Genomic DNA, 15,593 nt, shown 5'->3' on the forward strand with positions numbered 1-15,593 from the left:
TTAAAAATGACGAAGCTTGCGCTTCATTCAAAAATTGTAAAACTTTTTTTGCCTCATCGTTCAGTTTTCAAAGTTCGTCTGCCGCTCTTGGCGACTTCATTAATTTATCACGTCGTCTATCTCCGCGTCAACAACTTTTTTCACAAATTGTTTTACTGAAATAATCTTTTGCTGTGACAACGTTTATAACTATAATCTCTATTTACCACTTCGTCAATAGAAATATCACAAAAAATAAAAAAAGGTTGAGCCCCTTTAGCGAGGCTCAACTCTTCAGTCTTGCGCTAACGGAACGTAACCCGTCCGTTCTACCAATGTTTGTCCTTCTTCAGACGTCATCCAATCCAAAAACGGCTTGTACGTTTCATAATTTTCTTCTGTCGTGATGGCATAAAATTCAGAAGTGATTGGATACGTCCCGTCAGCGATCGTCTCGACCGTCGGGGCAATCCCGTTCACTTGAAGTAATTTAATGTCATGGTCCTCTACCATCTCGGTCGCGTAATAACGGAAAGAAAAGCCAATCGCATTCTTATGATTATGGTAGGCTGCCGTCTGCTCGATAATCCCACCCATTCCTTCCGGGACATCTTCGACTGGGGCATCCATCAGTTTCTCTTCCCCCATCACCCGCTGAAGAGCAGTCTGACTCCCGCTCCCTTCTGGACGTTGAAATGCTCGAATCGTATCAGCCTCGCCTCCGACCTCACTCCAATCGTCGAGGTCTCCCGCATAAATTTGCTGTATTTCTTCTAATTTGAGAGAGTCAACCGGATTGTCTTCATGTACAAAGAAGACAAACGCTTCGCGCCCGATTGGCGTCATGTTGAACTGCACACCAGCCTTCTCGGCCGCAGCCACTTGAAGATCTGATGGTCCGGCAACAAAGATGATATCTGTCTCCCCGCGAATCAAACGATCATAGGCTTCACCTGTCGTCGTCGAGACGACAGGGCTCTCATCCCACTCTTCGATGCCGTATGGATTATATTCGCCTGATGGATAGACCGCCTCGACGAAAGACGCATAAAGTGGATAAAGGGCTGTCGCGCCATCGAGACGCGGCAACTTCGAGTCTAGTTTAAACGAAGATTCGCCATCCAGCTCCGCTAAATCTGATTTTTCCTTAAAAGGCTGATAGTCCATCAACTCGACGCCCCGTTCTTCAATCCGTAAACCTTCTGTATACACATAATAGCCTTTCACCGAACCAAAGAAGACGATCCCGAGCACCGTTCCAATTAAAGTGATTCGCTTGAGATGATCTTTTTTCAACGGTGAGAAGTCATATAGCGCCATAATGACAATCACTAACGCCACTCCATACCAAATCGTCCATACAATCGGACGTGCCCCGGCAACCGGATCGTCCATCATGAACAATCCTATGAAAACTGATATGACCCAAGCCACAAACACAATAAACACACTGCCTAATATAAACTTCATCATTTTCATCTAAATCAGCTACTCCATTCGCTTCTATAGCAGTCAGGCGATTTCATAAGCGATTGCTTCGACACCGATGCCTTTTGTCGGCCGGGCGACCGACCGGACATATCCTTTTCGAACGAGGAATCCGACGATGCTCCCCAGGTCGACTTTCAATGCTTGCAAGTTCGGATGCTCCATCAATTCTGAGAACGACCACGGTTCATCCCGTTGTTGCATCGTTTGTAATAGAAGAAGAGTGCCGGGCAACACTTTCGATTGAATCAAATGTTCAATGCCGATGATTACCAAATGAATCCGCTGTTCCAGCGATTCTTGTCCGCTCACCAGTTCTTCATGTAACTTATATATTTCCAAATCGAGGGTGCGCACTTGCTTCCACAATATGATTTCCGGATGAATTCCGGCCTCCAACACCGACAACCGCGCCAAATGAGTCAAGGCGTGATGGATTTGGGTGAAAGCATCTTGATGCTCCTCTTGTAAAAATAAGCTTCGTCCATCTTCAAAGCGTCGCAACAACTTCGCAAAAGCAAGGGACAGTTGAAGACGTTGCTCATCATTCGAAAAATTACGAAGGCGTTGTCGCAAGTCTAATAAAAACGTATTTCGTTCAAACAAGACCATCCCATCTTCAATCCAATGAATGGCCCGGCGATTCTCGTTCATTAAAATCCAACGATCCATCATCGAGTCACTTACGAGATGAAGAATAATTTTTTCTTGCCCAACCTGATAATGTTTCACTGTCCAGAACGGTTCTTCTTTCGCTTCAATCACAATCAATAGCCGGTCCGATTGATCGGTCAAAGGGTCTCTCGGCCGTTTCTTTTTCACTTCAATGATGCCAAGCGTCGTCTTCAAGGCCGCATATTCCGAATAGATCGTGCGCGTCGCATACTCCATAGTCACCTTGATACCTTCTTTCTATAATGATGAACCACAATCGTCCACCCAATAATCTGATACAAAAATGATTCGCCTTCTTTTAAAATTCTCCTGCCAGCGATTGTATGAACTTCTCACGGTCGTGCAGATGAGCTATAGTAAAGACAGACATGGAGGGATTACGAAATGAAAAAACGGGGGAATAAAATCAACCGCGCTCGAAACCTTGCGTTGTTGCTCGTCTTTGCGGGAATCGGAGTCATGTATCTCGGCCTGTTGGCGAAAAGCATCACATGGCTGATGATTATTTTCATGTTGCTCGGCTTCGTGATGGTGTTATCGAGTTCAGCGCTCTACTTTATTATTGGGATGGCATCCACGAAAGCCATCGTCGTCACTTGCCCGAATTGTGAGAAACCGACAAAGATGCTCGGCCGGGTCGACTTATGTATGCACTGCGACGAACCGCTCACGATCGATCAATCGCTCGAAGGTAAAGAGTTCGATGAAAAATATAATAAGCGTCAAACCCATTCACACGAATAAAAAAACATCCTCTGCCTGAGGATGTTTTTTAATGTTTATGCGCTTGTTCAGCTTGGCAAGCTGGGCACGTCCCGTATACTTCAAGACGGTGACGATCGACTTTGAACCCTGTCAATTGAGACGCGACCGATTCGATCTCGTCGAGGACCGGATAGTTGAAGTCGACGACTTTCCCACATGCATCACAGATGATGTGGTAGTGACGCGACGTCACAAAATCAAAGCGACTCGAAGCGTCCCCATAGTTCATCTCTTGAACGAGTCCGACTTCTTTAAAGACGCGCAAGTTATTGTAGACGGTAGCGACACTCATGTTCGGAAATCTCGCCGAAAGTGCCTTATAAATGTCATCCGCTGTCGGGTGACTGTGCTCCGTGACGAGGTACTCCAAAATGGCCTGGCGCTGAGGCGTCATTCTGACTCCATGTTCTCGGAGCGACTGAACAGCATGGTCAAGCATTTCGCTTCCCACGTCAATCCCTCATTTCTTCTATAAAATTTCATGCGAAATGTCAGTTAGAATTAACCTATTTCTTACATAGTAATCTTTATAAATAGTGTACTGATTTCTTGAACAGTCGTCAAACGTTGAGCTTATGCGGTTGACGGCTATGATACAATAAGTGCGAATTTGTAAAAGGAGGCAATACATATGGCAATACCATCTACACGCAACAATTCAGATATTTTGTATACCGAAGCCTTGACGCACATCGTCGGCGGGGTCAACAGCCCTTCCCGTTCATTTAAGGCCGTCGGCGGCGGCGCACCCGTCTATATGGAACGAGGAGACGGCGCCTATTTCTATGACGTCGACGGCAATCGCTATATCGACTATTTGGCGGCGTACGGTCCGATTATCACGGGCCACGCCCACCCGCATATCCATAAAGCGTTGATTGAGGCGTCGTCTAAAGGACTACTTTATGGGACACCGCACGCGCTCGAAATCGAATTCGCGAAAAAGTTAAAAGCGGCTATCCCGTCAATGGATAAAGTCCGGTTCACAAACTCAGGAACCGAGGCGGTCATGACGACCGTCCGCGTCGCCCGCGCCTATACCGGTCGTGAGCTCGTCGTCAAATTCAGCGGTTGCTACCACGGCCACTCGGACTTGATGCTCATCGCGGCAGGCAGCGGACCGGCCACACTTGGCTCACCCGACTCAGCCGGCGTCACGCGGGCCACGGCGAAAGAAGTCATCACCGTACCGTTCAATGACGTCGATGCGTTCCGCGACATGATGAGCGAATGGGGAAATCAAATCGCCTGCGTCCTCGTCGAACCGATCGTCGGGAACTTCGGCATCGTCGAACCGAAGCCAGGCTTCCTCCAGGCCGTCAATGACATCACACACGAACATGGTGCGCTCGTCATTTACGACGAAGTCATCACGGCGTTCCGTTTCACGTACGGAAGCGCCCAGCAAGTGTACGGGATTGAACCGGATATGACCGCACTCGGGAAAATCATCGGCGGAGGCTTGCCGATTGGTGCCTATGGCGGTAAAGCTGAAATCATGGAGACGGTCGCTCCGCTCGGCCCAGCCTATCAGGCCGGAACAATGGCCGGCAACCCGGCGTCGATGGCAACGGGTCTCGCTTGTCTCGAGGTTCTCGAGCAACCCGGCGTTTACGAAAAGCTCGACACACTCGGTGCCGAGCTCGAGGCCGGGATTCGTGAAGCCGCAGAAACACATGGTGTGACCATCACATTGAACCGTTTAAAAGGTGCCCTTACGGTTTACTTCACGGACGAGATTGTGACCGATTACGAAGGCGCCGAAAAATCAGACGGTGAAGTGTTCGGACGTTTCTTCAAATTGATGCTCGAGAACGGTGTCAATTTAGCCCCTTCGAAGTACGAGGCTTGGTTCTTGACGACTGAGCATACCGAACAAGATATCAAAGAGACGATTGCCGCTGTGAATCGCGCGTTCGCCCAACTATAAGCAAAAGGAGATGCCGCGGCATCTCTTTTTCGTTTACACCGAAGGCCGAATCCACAGCTGGTCGTAGCGGGGGTGGCCGAACACATCGACTGGAACTTCCCCTAGAAAGCTCGGGAATCGCCGCTCTCGGGCCACGTGATACAGAGGAATAACAAGTGCTGCTTCTGTCAAATAACGCTCGACATCACGATGGAGCCACGGCCACGCACTCATATCGGTCTGACGGTAACGGTCCATCATCGTCCGGAGCTCCTTTTCATGCGCGATTAACTTGCCGACGAGTGACAGTTCACTCGTCAAAAACGCGAGAAACGCCAAATCGAGATCTTCGCTCATCATCTCCCCGCATAAAATCAAATCAGCACGGCGCAGCGTCTCCTCTTGTAGTAACGAGGCAATCGTATACGTCTCGGTCTCAACGATAAAGCCGGCTACGCGCAACTGTTCCGCGACAAGCATCGCGTCTTCTGTCGCAACGTCGAACGGCAAATGCAATAGACGCAGTGGACGGCGCGAACTTCCCGTTGCTTTTGGTGCCGCCACCGGTCGACTCGCCTCCGGGAAAAAACCATGGGCCACTTGATGACGCTCTCCTCCCAAGTCGACGAACGCTTCTTTATGGATTGCCTGTTGAATGGCAAGTCGTGTGTCCATATCATCTTTGAGCCAAGAGTGCTGCAAGTTGAACATGAGATAACGCGCCCCGGCCTCAGCGATCCACTTGACGATGCTCTGATCATCACCGGCGCTCCACTTGGCATAATCCGTTTCTGAGAACGTGACAAATTCGACCACATCTAATGAAGGACGCGGTCGAAGCCCACGCTCGAACGCCCGCAACCGGACGACTTCTTCGGACCGTTTCTCCAATTTGAACGGTCCCGTCCCGACAATCCCTTCTGCCCCTTCATACGTAATGGATGCCGGCGTTTGGGCAAGTAAACGTTCGATGTAGGCCCGGTGCGCTTTCGTATGGATGTCAATGACGTAAGGCGCCGGCGATTCGACCCGTTCGATTGGCGCGAACAACCAAACTTGTTTTCCGCGAGCCAATAATCGATTCAACGAGTAAACGACATCTTTGGCGGCTAACGTCATTCCGTTGTGGAATGTGACGCCTTTTCGGATATAACACCGAAATCCGAATGTCACTTCTTCGATATGATGGGCAAGGGACGTTTGGACCGTCGTCCCATCCCATTCGAAGAGGCGATCGAAGACGTGCCGAGACAAGGACGCCTCCATCGCGATATGGATGTCGAGCGGGTCGAGTGATCCAAGCGTCCGGGTACGCGGGAACACGAATCGGTCTTCTTCCGTCTGTTCGAAACCGAATCGACTCCAAATCCGGGCTTGAATCAATTCACGTAACGCGGGTGGCCACTCCCACTCCAACCATTTGGCCGCGTCCGCCATCGAGGCCGTTGAGAATGAGGTTTCGACCCAGTCGTTCAGCGTTCGAGCAAATCCCGACTGAAAGCGGAGTATTGATTCATGACCCCGCCCTTTCCCGGCCTGATATTCCACCCAGCCTAACGTTTGCCACGCCTTGATATCACGCTTCACTTGTTTCTCACTATAGCCGACCGCTTCAACCGCTTCCCGCAACGTCACTTCCCTTTTGCCCGTCTCTATCGTGTGGCGATAAATCGCCACTAGTTTCGCATTCATGACCTTCCCCCTAAAAGTGGACATGTCCAAATATTTTGTCTCTTTTTACCAAGTGTAGTCCACGTTTAAAGTAGTGACAAGGAGGTGCTCACATGAAATTCAAAGATTTTCCAACCAACGTTCGGCTTCGACTCGTCTGCGGCTTTTTCATCCGCATCGTCGGCTCGGCCATCTTTCCATTCATGGCTTTATACTTTTCAGAAGAACTCGGCAAAATCGCTGCCGGGATCATCATGACGTCATTCGTCATCGTCGGGTATGTCACCGGCTTGTTCGGTGGGTACTTCTCGGATCGCTTCAATCGCAAGCACGTCTTACAAATCGGCCAACTCGTTCAAATCCTTTGCTTCATCGGAATGACGGTGGCGATTCACCCATCAAACAATTGGGCACTCGCCGTGGCCATTCTCTACTTCGGTCACGCGGTCGCCAACGGGTTGAACTATCCGGCCTTGGAGGCAATCGTCATCGATTCGATGGAAGAATCGAATCGGAAAGCGATTTATGTATATGATTATTGGCTCGTCAACTTGGCTATCGCCGGCGGTGTCATGCTCGGCGGTGCCTTCTATCGTGACTACCGCTTCGGCTTGTTCGTCGGGATGACGTTCGTATTGACCATCACAACGGTCGTCTTGCAACGCTATCTCGTCGATTCGCATCAAGGTAACCGGTCGACGCCGGCCAATCCGATTGTCGGCGTGATTCAAAACTACCGGATCGCCCTCAATGACCGACGCTGGATGTTATTCGTGCTCGGCAGCATGCTCGTCTTCTCGACCGAGTTCCATATGGCGAACTATATCGGTGTTCATTTGGCGGAATCGTTTCAACAGCGCTCGATCGTCGGTGTTCCGTTCGATGGTGTCCGAATGATGGCATTCATGCAACTCGAGAATACACTACTCGTCGTCGCCATCACGTTCGCCGTCACTGCATTTGTGAAACGGTACCGTGAGAAATACGTGTTCTTCATCGGCTTGTCGTTATACATCACGGCGTACGCTGCCATTACGTCGATGAACTCGTTCCTGATTCTCGCCGTCTTAGCCGTTGTCTTCACAGTCGGCGAATTGCTGTACTCGCCGATCCGCCAAGTGAAACAAGTCGATTTGCTCGACCCGGAGCGTCGCGCCTCGTACCTTGCTTTCGGTGGACTCACGTTCCACGGGGCCAAACTCGTGGCCGCGGCCGGGATTGTCGTCGGGGCATTCATCGGACCCGTGTTCATGAGTGGCTACATCTTCTTGTTCGGAGCGCTCGGTGCCTACCTCTACTACGTCTCGCTATATAAGATGGAATCGGTACGCCAGCTCGCCGCATAACGTTTGAAGTGACACCGGAACGGAAACAGGCAAGAGTGAAGGAGGCGAGTGGTATGCCAGCCATTGTATTATTTGATGGAGACTGTAACTTTTGCGATGCGAGCGTCCAGTTCATCTTGAACCGTGACGCGACGGGGAACTTTCATTTCGCCTCGCTTCAAGGCGAGGCCGGTCAAGCTTTACGTAAACGTCATCGTATCAACGACTCGGTCGACAGCATCGTGTTGATTCGCGATGGTGTCCCGTACATTAAATCCGATGCGGCGGTCCGCATCGCGGAAGGATTGGATGGGAAGTGGCGTTGGCTCCGGTTTGTGAGGTTCGTCCCAAAATCGATTCGTGATTTCGGCTATGATGTGATCGCTAAACATCGTTATCAGTGGTTCGGACAAAAACAGACGTGCAAACTGCCGACGCCGGAAGAACGGAGCCGATTTCTCGACCAACAACCAAAACCGCCGACTCGATGAGTCGACGGTTTTTTTTAGTCCATACAGGTCAAGTACGTCCAGTGGCACTCCGGCATCGGATTGCCCATGAAACTGACACCGAGGTCGTCCGCCCGGTGAATCGTCGTCCATGGGGCATCACCGACTTGAAGATACACTTCATGATGTGGCGATTGCGTATGACTTCCGGACAGCTTGAACGTAGCATTGTCCTTTAATTGCGCGACGATCGTATATTTGATGTCCGGCGCGATAACGAGCGGGTTGCCAACGGAATGTTGCAACCGATACGCCGCCCGCCCGCGGTCGATATCGACATCTTCGAGATACACTTGGTCGACAGAGGCGATATCTTCACCCGTCAAACGGTGATGCTTCGTATAGCCACGCGTCACATTCGCATCTTTTTTGATGGAGACGATCGGAATACCACTCAGCTCTTCGGCTTTCACTTCCGTCCGCGTCCGGTAGTCGGTCGCATGAACGTTATAAGGGCGACCGTCTCCTTCAAAATACGGATGAGGCGACAACAAGTTCGGGTTTTTAATCATCGGCGGGCGGATGAACGTCTGGACGCGAAGCTGAATCTGGTCCACCGTCTCCAAATCAGGTCGAATCGGACTGACGAGAAAATACATGACGTACAATTCCTTGTCCCGTCTCGTGTCCGTCTTCAATTCTTTGGCGAGTGACATCGCTTTGCCGACGGCGTGAATGAGACTCGTCCCCGGTTTCTCATCTCGCTTCACAGGGCGGAGCGCCCGCACTTCATACATCGTCGGCTCATGGAGCGGCGTCTCGTCCAAATAAGCATGGCCGACGACTTCGGCAATGCGTCGCCCTTGCCGGTAAATCGCATACGTTTCGACGTCAGCAATCGGGTCCCATTGGAGATGGGTGCCGTTCGAGGCGACGACTGCCGACGTGAGATGACGATTCCAGTACAAGTCGTCAGTTGGGTCGACGGCGGCCGTATACACTTTCGCCACTTCCCCTTGTTCGTCCGTGATGCGATAAGCGACTTGTTCTCCCACACCGGTCTCGTGATCGACATAGTGTTGATCGGTCCCTTCATACACATACTTCCCGTTCCGCGTGAGCCGGACCGTCCCTTCGACTGACCACGTCAGCTCGAGCGCGTCTTTTAGCGGGTTTACCGTAATTAATCCTTCCCCGTTCATCATTGGTTCATCCCCCTTTTGGCATGTCGTTTCTTCATTCCCGTCTCACTGTCACGGAAAACAAAAAGACCTCGAGTTTCCTCGAGGTCCCGTCTCATTCGACGACTGCTAAATCTTGAATCATATACAAATCGTAATAGGCGCCGCGGCGACGCATCAGTTCTTCATGCGTCCCGGTCTCCATGATTTGTCCGTTATCGACGACGACAATCTTATCGGCGTCGGTGATGGTCGACAATCGGTGCGCGACGATGAGCGTCGTTCTGCCTTTCGTCAATCGCGCGAGTGAATCCTGAATCATTGCCTCACTCTCAAGGTCAAGCGCACTCGTCGCTTCGTCGAGAATAATGATTGGCGGATGTTTCAAGAAGACCCGGGCGATGGCAAGCCGTTGCTTTTGCCCACCTGACAGTTTAACCCCTTTCTCCCCGACCGGCGTATTGTAGCCGTCCGGCAAGTTTGAGATGAACTCATGGGCGTTCGCTGCTTTCGCGGCGGCGATCACATCTTCGTCACTCGCTTCCGGATTCCCCATCCGAATATTCATCGCGACCGACTCACTGAAGAGGACCGAGTCTTGCATGACCATCCCGATTTGGTCACGGAGGGCCCGCAGTTTAAAATCGCGGACGTCGGTGCCGTCGATTTTAATGCTGCCTGACGTGACATCATAAAATCGTGGAATCAAGCTGACGAGTGTCGACTTACCGCCACCAGACATACCGACGAACGCGACCCGCTCCCCAGAACGGATGTGCAAGCTGACATCGTGGAGAGCCTGGGCTCCGTCTTTCTCATAAGCGAAGCTGACCCGGTCGAGCTCGATATCGCCAGCCGTTTGTACAGGTACGAAGGCGCTATGCTTCTCTTCGATGTCGTACGGCTCATCGAGGAATTCGAACACACGGTCCATCGAAGCGACTGATTGCGTGAGCGTCGTCGCCGAGTTGACGAGACGGCCGAGCGGTGCGTAGAGACGGTCGATATAAGCGATAAACGCGACGAGCGTCCCGAGCGAGACGTCCAATTGCAAGACGAGCCATGAGGCCGTCGTGAAAATCAAAATTGGGGCGATATCGGTGATCGTCGAGACGACGACGTACGTCTTCGCGTTCCACCCCGTATGGCGGAGCGCCGCTTTCAAGAATCCATCGTTCTGCTCTTCGAACGCCTTGTTCTCATACGGTTCGAGGGCGAAACTGCGAATGACGGCCATCCCGTTGACACGTTCGGTCAAATGACCTTGCAAATCTGCGAGCGCAGCCGACCGTTCCCGCGTGAGCCGGCGCAATCGTCCATAAAAGTAACGGACGGCGATGGCGTAGAACGGGAGCGGCAAGACGGCGATGAGCGTCAGCTGCGGGTCAATCGTGTACATGATGGCGATGGCAATCAAAATCGTGACCATATCGAGCCAGATGTTCATCAGACCGGTGATGACGAAGTCTTTCGTCTGCTCGACATCGTTGATGATGCGCGAGATAATCTGTCCTGTCTTATTGTTCGAGTAATAGCGGAGCGATAATTTTTGGACGTGGTCGAACAATCGGTTCCGGACGTCGAACAAAATTCGTGTTGCCGCCCATTGCGCCAAATATTGTCGCAAGTATTCAATCGGTGGCTTCAAGACAAGGAAGACGAAGAAGACGATTCCGAACAGCCAGACGAGTTCGGTATAATCCCTCGCCGGGTCCGGGTCGGTCAAATAATTGTCGATCACATATTTGTAAAGGAGCGGCAACCCGAGCGGGATGGAGAATTTCAAAATCCCGACGAAGATGGTCAGCGCGATTTGTTTCTTATACGGTTTAACGAACTTTAAATAACGTTTAATACTACCCATTAGTTCCTCCTTCAAGAAAAAAAGCGGAGATGAGCGATCATCTCCGGTAACGTGCTTCGTATTCGCGATACCATTCATCGACGAATGTTGGGTTGAACGGCCCTTTCCGTCCTCGAATCCAGTTAATAAGTTCTTGAACGTTCTGTTTCAAGATTCGATCAATCGCTTTCGGATAATTCATCTCGCGACGATGCCGCTCATATTCATCCTCATCTAAAATCGTGTACGACATATCCGGGAACACCTTGATGTCCAAATCGTAATCGATGTACTTGATGGCACGTTCTGCCCCATCGAACGTTGTCGGCGAACCTAGATTACAGTAGTAGTAAATCCCATCTTCGCGAATCATGCAGATGACATTGAACCAAAACTCAGATGAAAAGTAGCAAATTGCCGGCTCACGTGTTCTCCATTGCCGACCGTCTGACTCGCTGACCATGATGCGGTCATTGAATCCGATCATATCCGTTTTTGACGACTGAAGGACGAGCGTTTCTTCCCAAACGCGATGCAAAGTTCCGTTGTGCTTGTAGCTCTGTATCTCGATCTTGCTACCTGCTTTGGGAAATAAGCTCATAAGCTCCTCCTTTCCGCTATGATGCTATACAATTCTCATATTTAATTATAGCGACTTTCAGAACCAATGAAAAAGGAAATCTCTTATTTTCACGAATTTAGTGTTTTTTGGAATGCTTTGGCTCGCGCTTTGAACATCGGTCGAAGCACGAAGTATTCGACAAGGACGGTCGGTACGTAACTATCGAATATGACCTCATCGACCATGACAGCCTGTCCTCCGACTTGTTCGACCCGATGGACATGGCTGAAGCGACGGAACGGAAACGGCAACTTCACACCTTGGTCACAAAAAGCGTAATTCCCGGTCAATGTGATGGCACTGTTCCACGGTAATGAAACTGGACCGACACCAACCCGCAATTGAACGAGATTCCCCTCGACCGACGCCCCATCCCCAAGGAGCGTCACTTTCGGGAACGATGTCAGTGTTGATAAGAGCGAAGCATCTTGAAGCAGCGTCCAAAGCGTGTCAACGGATGTGTCATATGGCGTTCGTACGTCAAACTGTCTCATCTTTTGCACCTGCCATCTGCTCTAATTTTTGTTGGGCGACCGATGCGGTCACCACGTCCCGTGCCTCTTCGTCGAGCCAAGTCCATTCCCCTGCCGGTAACGTCTCGACTTCATATAAGTCGATGTACCAGACGATGTGGGAAAACACATGTTTCACTTGTCCAACATAGGTTCCGTTTAACTGTTCCCCCGTTCCCCGGTCTGTAAGCGGATATTGCCACATTCCAGCGAGAAGACCTGTTTCCGGTCGCTTCATATAGGCCGTGCGGCCCTCTTGTCGACAATAAAGCGCATCATACATTTCAATCCGAGACGCCCCTTTTTTCGTCTTGACCGGGAGTTCATCTTGAACGTTATGGGTATAAGCATAACAATCGTCTTGAACGGGGCAAAGCGAACACATCGGTTTTTTCGGCGTACATACCGTCGCCCCGAGTTCCATGATGCCTTCGTTAAAGTCCGAGGCATGCGCCGGGTCCATCAGTCGACGCACGACTTGCTCAAACAACTTCCGCGTTTTTGGGATGGCGATGTCGTCATAAATCCCGAATTGACGGGACATGACGCGCATGACGTTGCCATCGACGGCTGGTTCCGGCTGATTGTAGGCGATCGAGAGCACGGCCCCGGTCGTATACGGTCCGACGCCTTTCAGTTTTTCGAACCGCTCTTTTTCTTCGGGGACGATGCCGTCGTACACAGCAACGACTTCCCGGACGGCTTGATGAAGGTTTCGGACCCGTGAGTAATAACCGAGTCCTTCCCAATATTTGACGACCTCATCGGGTTCGGCCGCTGCCAATGCCTCAATCGTCGGGAAGCGATCCATGAAACGGTTATAGTATGGGATGACGGTATCGACACGCGTCTGTTGGAGCATGACCTCACTCACCCAGACGCGATACGGATTTTTCCCGTGACGCCACGGCAAATCTCGCTTTTCGCGATTGAACCACGTCACTAAATTTGTGTTAAATTCTTGAATATTATAATTTGTGAACAATTTATCAACATCGAGCATTTCGTTTCCCCTCGTTTTAAAAATATTGTATGATGAAATGGATTAAATAACGCCGTTTTTTCTACTTATGGAGGTGCTGAAGCACATTGGATACTGCTACTCACATTGGGATGGGACTTGGTTTAAGTGCAATCGCGACCCTCAGCCCAGAGGTGTCAGGCGACGCACAAATGTTTCTAGCCATGACAGCGACGGCTCTCGTCGGCTCGCATGCTCCGGACTTTGACACGGTCTTCAAACTAAAAGGAAATAGCACGTATTTACGCCAGCACCGCGGTCGTTCACACGGAATCACCGCACTCCTCGCCTGGCCGATCATCGTCAGCGCTGTCATCGGACTCGCGCTTGGCGTCAACCCTGCCTCATTATGGGTCATGGCACAAATCGCCGTGCTGTTGCACGTCACGGTCGACTTGTTCAACGCCTACGGGACGCAAGCCCTCCAACCATTTTCGAAGAAATGGATTGGCTGGGGCGTCATCGGGACGTTCGATCCGTATTTGTTCTCTGCCTATTACGGCGCATATGTATTATGGCTTATCACAGGGGCGACTGTCCCGATTTTTGCACTGCTCATTGCGCTCGTCATCAGCTATTACGCCGTCCAGTTCAAATTGCGTAATCGCGCCCTCGCCACGGTCGCCCGTCACTTCGCCGGCGCCCACGAACTGTTCATCTCGCCGGGTATCGGCTGGGATGACTGGCACGTCGCCGTTCGATTCCGCAACGGTTTAGGAGCAGTCAAAGTAAAAAAAGGGACGGTCATCGAATGTGGTCGTTTCCGTGACAAGCCGATGCCTGGGGAAGACGACCTTCACTTCGTGGAGGCCCGTAAAAATGCGGATCTTCAATCGTTCCTTGAGTTTTCAAAGATTCACACGTATACGGTCACACGCCACAATGGCATGATTGAATATCGCTTCACGAACTTGCGCTACTTTTCGAAAGACATTTATCCGTTCGTCGCCGTCGTCATCGTCGATGAAGTGTCAAACGAAGTGTTGTCTTCATTCACTGGCTGGGTGTTCAGCGAAGAGAGCTTACAAAAGAAATTGGCCTACGAACAGTAAAAAGTCGCTCGCGAGAGCGACTTTTTTTTATGCCTCCGACTCCGTGAACTGGAGCTCAAAATCAAACTTCACTTTTTTATCGACGAGGACGCCGCCCGCTTCAAGCGCCTGGTTCCACGTCAATCCGTAATCTTCCCGGTTGATCGACCCGTCCCCGGTGAAGGCGTGCTTCATGTTGCCCCATGGATCTTTCGCGCTTCCCTCATATTCGACTTCGAACGTCTCTTCCCGGGTCGTCCCGCGAATTGTCAAATTCCCGGTCAGTTCGAATTCACCGCCGCCTTTTGAGCGGAACGATGTCGACTCGAACACGATGTCCTCGTGTTGCTCCACATCGAAGAAGTCTCCGGACCGTAAATGGTTGTCGCGATCGCTGTTATTCGTATCGATCGATGCCGCCTTGATCGTCACGTTCACGCGGGCGTTCGCGAGATCGTCCGGTTGTCCGTTCGCTTCGACGTGAAAATCTTTGAACTCCCCTTTTACTTTCGAGATCATCATATGCTTGACCGTAAATGTAATCGAACTGTGTGCCGGGTCGACTTGATATGTTTTTGCCATTATTACGTCCACTCCTTCGATTTAAAATTGATGCTAATATGATGTTTACCACAAATCTTGACTTCAAAACATTTTCGTTTAAATTTGACAAATTATTGTCGAAAAATTTTGACATTTATCACATCCGCCCGTTACGATGGAAAAAGGAAACAGTTGACTTACAGTAAAATGTAAGCGCATACATAAGGTCCCTACACTTTACGGAAAAGGGAGGAACGACCATGATTTATGAAGTCCCAAACTCGACAGGCACGAAAGTTCACTGTGAACTACTCACCACTTGCTTGCTTCGCAGCCTGAAGTGGGAGTTTCTTGGGAAGACCGTACTTTTACTAGCTACGATTATTGACCAAGCTCGTCGGGCAGTCCCTGCCCTGAAGACATGATATCCTCGGCGAGGCGCAACAGGTTGAGGCTCGCGTTGACGTCGTGGTCGTGGTGCGCGCCGCATGCGCCGCATGTCCACTCCCGGATATGCAGGCCCTTCCTGCCGCCGTTCTCGCCGCAGGCCGAACAGACCTGGGTCGAGGCGAACCACGG

Annotated in this window: 16 protein-coding genes; 5 read left to right on the forward strand and 11 right to left on the reverse strand. The window is 50.9% G+C overall.

The window, feature by feature from the left end; translation table 11 throughout:
• Positions 1-273: 273 nt before the first annotated feature.
• Together KNP02_RS14490 and KNP02_RS14495 are read right to left on the reverse strand one after the other, a co-directional pair.
• On the reverse strand, positions 274-1,374 hold the full coding sequence (locus tag KNP02_RS14490; protein ID WP_251129357.1) for a PstS family phosphate ABC transporter substrate-binding protein: 1,101 nt from the start codon (positions 1,372-1,374) through the stop codon (positions 274-276).
• 117 nt (positions 1,375-1,491) lie between these two features.
• Positions 1,492-2,358 carry a nucleotidyltransferase-like protein gene (locus tag KNP02_RS14495; protein WP_214710244.1) on the reverse strand — a complete coding sequence of 289 codons (867 nt, stop codon included), beginning with the start codon at positions 2,356-2,358 and terminating at the stop codon, positions 1,492-1,494.
• 168 nt (positions 2,359-2,526) lie between these two features.
• On the opposite strand from KNP02_RS14495, the gene KNP02_RS14500 reads away from it, so the two are divergent.
• Positions 2,527-2,886 carry a YgzB family protein gene (locus KNP02_RS14500; RefSeq protein ID WP_034780966.1) on the forward strand — a complete coding sequence of 120 codons (360 nt, stop codon included), beginning with the start codon at positions 2,527-2,529 and terminating at the stop codon, positions 2,884-2,886.
• Between the two features lie 28 nt (positions 2,887-2,914).
• On the opposite strand, the gene perR is transcribed toward KNP02_RS14500, so the two are convergent.
• Positions 2,915-3,346 (reverse strand): peroxide-responsive transcriptional repressor PerR, encoded by a 432-nt coding sequence (perR, locus tag KNP02_RS14505; RefSeq protein ID WP_029596002.1) that lies wholly within the window; start codon positions 3,344-3,346, stop codon positions 2,915-2,917.
• Between the two features lie 192 nt (positions 3,347-3,538).
• Between perR and KNP02_RS14510 the strand changes: the two genes are divergently transcribed.
• Complete coding sequence (locus tag KNP02_RS14510; protein ID WP_214710246.1) at positions 3,539-4,837, forward strand: glutamate-1-semialdehyde 2,1-aminomutase; 1,299 nt, start codon at positions 3,539-3,541, stop codon at positions 4,835-4,837.
• A gap of 33 nt (positions 4,838-4,870) precedes the next feature.
• Here the strand turns inward: KNP02_RS14510 and KNP02_RS14515 are convergent, their stop codons facing one another.
• Positions 4,871-6,508 (reverse strand): ABC transporter substrate-binding protein, encoded by a 1,638-nt coding sequence (locus tag KNP02_RS14515; protein WP_214710248.1) that lies wholly within the window; start codon positions 6,506-6,508, stop codon positions 4,871-4,873.
• Between the two features lie 92 nt (positions 6,509-6,600).
• Here KNP02_RS14515 and KNP02_RS14520 point away from each other — a divergent pair, with 92 nt between their 5' ends.
• Positions 6,601-7,833 (forward strand): MFS transporter, encoded by a 1,233-nt coding sequence (locus KNP02_RS14520; protein ID WP_214710250.1) that lies wholly within the window; start codon positions 6,601-6,603, stop codon positions 7,831-7,833.
• 53 nt (positions 7,834-7,886) lie between these two features.
• Complete coding sequence (locus KNP02_RS14525; protein WP_214710252.1) at positions 7,887-8,303, forward strand: thiol-disulfide oxidoreductase DCC family protein; 417 nt, start codon at positions 7,887-7,889, stop codon at positions 8,301-8,303.
• Positions 8,304-8,317: 14 nt separating this feature from the next.
• On the opposite strand, the gene KNP02_RS14530 is transcribed toward KNP02_RS14525, so the two are convergent.
• From KNP02_RS14530 to mutY, 5 genes are all read right to left on the reverse strand, one after another.
• Positions 8,318-9,466, reverse strand: coding sequence for a DUF3238 domain-containing protein (locus tag KNP02_RS14530; protein ID WP_214710254.1), 1,149 nt, complete (start codon positions 9,464-9,466; stop codon positions 8,318-8,320).
• 91 nt (positions 9,467-9,557) lie between these two features.
• The gene (locus KNP02_RS14535; protein WP_214710256.1) at positions 9,558-11,306 is read right to left on the reverse strand and encodes an ABC transporter ATP-binding protein; all 1,749 of its coding nucleotides are present in this window, start codon (positions 11,304-11,306) and stop codon (positions 9,558-9,560) included.
• 37 nt (positions 11,307-11,343) lie between these two features.
• Positions 11,344-11,886, reverse strand: a complete 543-nt coding sequence (gene ntdP / locus KNP02_RS14540; RefSeq protein ID WP_021067741.1) for a nucleoside tri-diphosphate phosphatase — start codon at positions 11,884-11,886, stop codon at positions 11,344-11,346.
• 89 nt (positions 11,887-11,975) lie between these two features.
• Positions 11,976-12,401 carry a hypothetical protein gene (locus KNP02_RS14545; protein ID WP_214710257.1) on the reverse strand — a complete coding sequence of 142 codons (426 nt, stop codon included), beginning with the start codon at positions 12,399-12,401 and terminating at the stop codon, positions 11,976-11,978.
• Complete coding sequence (gene mutY, locus KNP02_RS14550) at positions 12,388-13,422, reverse strand: A/G-specific adenine glycosylase (RefSeq protein ID WP_214710259.1); 1,035 nt, start codon at positions 13,420-13,422, stop codon at positions 12,388-12,390. The genes KNP02_RS14545 and mutY overlap by 14 nt, the downstream gene beginning before the upstream one ends.
• Before the next feature lie 86 nt (positions 13,423-13,508).
• Between mutY and KNP02_RS14555 the strand changes: the two genes are divergently transcribed.
• Positions 13,509-14,492 (forward strand): metal-dependent hydrolase, encoded by a 984-nt coding sequence (locus tag KNP02_RS14555; RefSeq protein WP_114167429.1) that lies wholly within the window; start codon positions 13,509-13,511, stop codon positions 14,490-14,492.
• Between the two features lie 27 nt (positions 14,493-14,519).
• On the opposite strand, the gene KNP02_RS14560 is transcribed toward KNP02_RS14555, so the two are convergent.
• Positions 14,520-15,053: a YceI family protein gene (locus tag KNP02_RS14560; RefSeq protein WP_034780985.1), complete on the reverse strand. Its 534-nt coding sequence runs from the start codon at positions 15,051-15,053 to the stop codon at positions 14,520-14,522.
• Positions 15,054-15,395: 342 nt separating this feature from the next.
• Positions 15,396-15,593, reverse strand: a 198-nt coding sequence (locus KNP02_RS14565; protein WP_214751569.1) for a zinc ribbon domain-containing protein, incomplete at its 5' end; no start/stop codon positions are given.

This window comes from Exiguobacterium sp. s40 (genome assembly GCF_018617905.1).
Lineage (GTDB): Bacteria > Bacillota > Bacilli > Exiguobacteriales > Exiguobacteriaceae > Exiguobacterium > Exiguobacterium mexicanum_A.

Excerpts from the sequence above, each read along its gene's own strand:
- KNP02_RS14510 (WP_214710246.1), top strand. The coding sequence starts at position 3,539 with ATGGCAATACCATCTACACGCAACAATTCAGATATTTTGTATACCGAA.
- mutY (WP_214710259.1), bottom strand. The coding sequence starts at position 13,422 with ATGCTCGATGTTGATAAATTGTTCACAAATTATAATATTCAAGAATTT.
- KNP02_RS14545 (WP_214710257.1), bottom strand. The coding sequence starts at position 12,401 with ATGAGACAGTTTGACGTACGAACGCCATATGACACATCCGTTGACACG.
- KNP02_RS14530 (WP_214710254.1), bottom strand. The coding sequence starts at position 9,466 with ATGATGAACGGGGAAGGATTAATTACGGTAAACCCGCTAAAAGACGCG.
- KNP02_RS14495 (WP_214710244.1), bottom strand. The coding sequence starts at position 2,358 with ATGGAGTATGCGACGCGCACGATCTATTCGGAATATGCGGCCTTGAAG.
- KNP02_RS14535 (WP_214710256.1), bottom strand. The coding sequence starts at position 11,306 with ATGGGTAGTATTAAACGTTATTTAAAGTTCGTTAAACCGTATAAGAAA.
- KNP02_RS14560 (WP_034780985.1), bottom strand. The coding sequence starts at position 15,053 with ATGGCAAAAACATATCAAGTCGACCCGGCACACAGTTCGATTACATTT.
- KNP02_RS14520 (WP_214710250.1), top strand. The coding sequence starts at position 6,601 with ATGAAATTCAAAGATTTTCCAACCAACGTTCGGCTTCGACTCGTCTGC.
- KNP02_RS14490 (WP_251129357.1), bottom strand. The coding sequence starts at position 1,374 with ATGGACGATCCGGTTGCCGGGGCACGTCCGATTGTATGGACGATTTGG.
- perR (WP_029596002.1), bottom strand. The coding sequence starts at position 3,346 with ATGCTTGACCATGCTGTTCAGTCGCTCCGAGAACATGGAGTCAGAATG.
- KNP02_RS14515 (WP_214710248.1), bottom strand. The coding sequence starts at position 6,508 with ATGAATGCGAAACTAGTGGCGATTTATCGCCACACGATAGAGACGGGC.
- KNP02_RS14500 (WP_034780966.1), top strand. The coding sequence starts at position 2,527 with ATGAAAAAACGGGGGAATAAAATCAACCGCGCTCGAAACCTTGCGTTG.
- ntdP (WP_021067741.1), bottom strand. The coding sequence starts at position 11,886 with ATGAGCTTATTTCCCAAAGCAGGTAGCAAGATCGAGATACAGAGCTAC.
- KNP02_RS14525 (WP_214710252.1), top strand. The coding sequence starts at position 7,887 with ATGCCAGCCATTGTATTATTTGATGGAGACTGTAACTTTTGCGATGCG.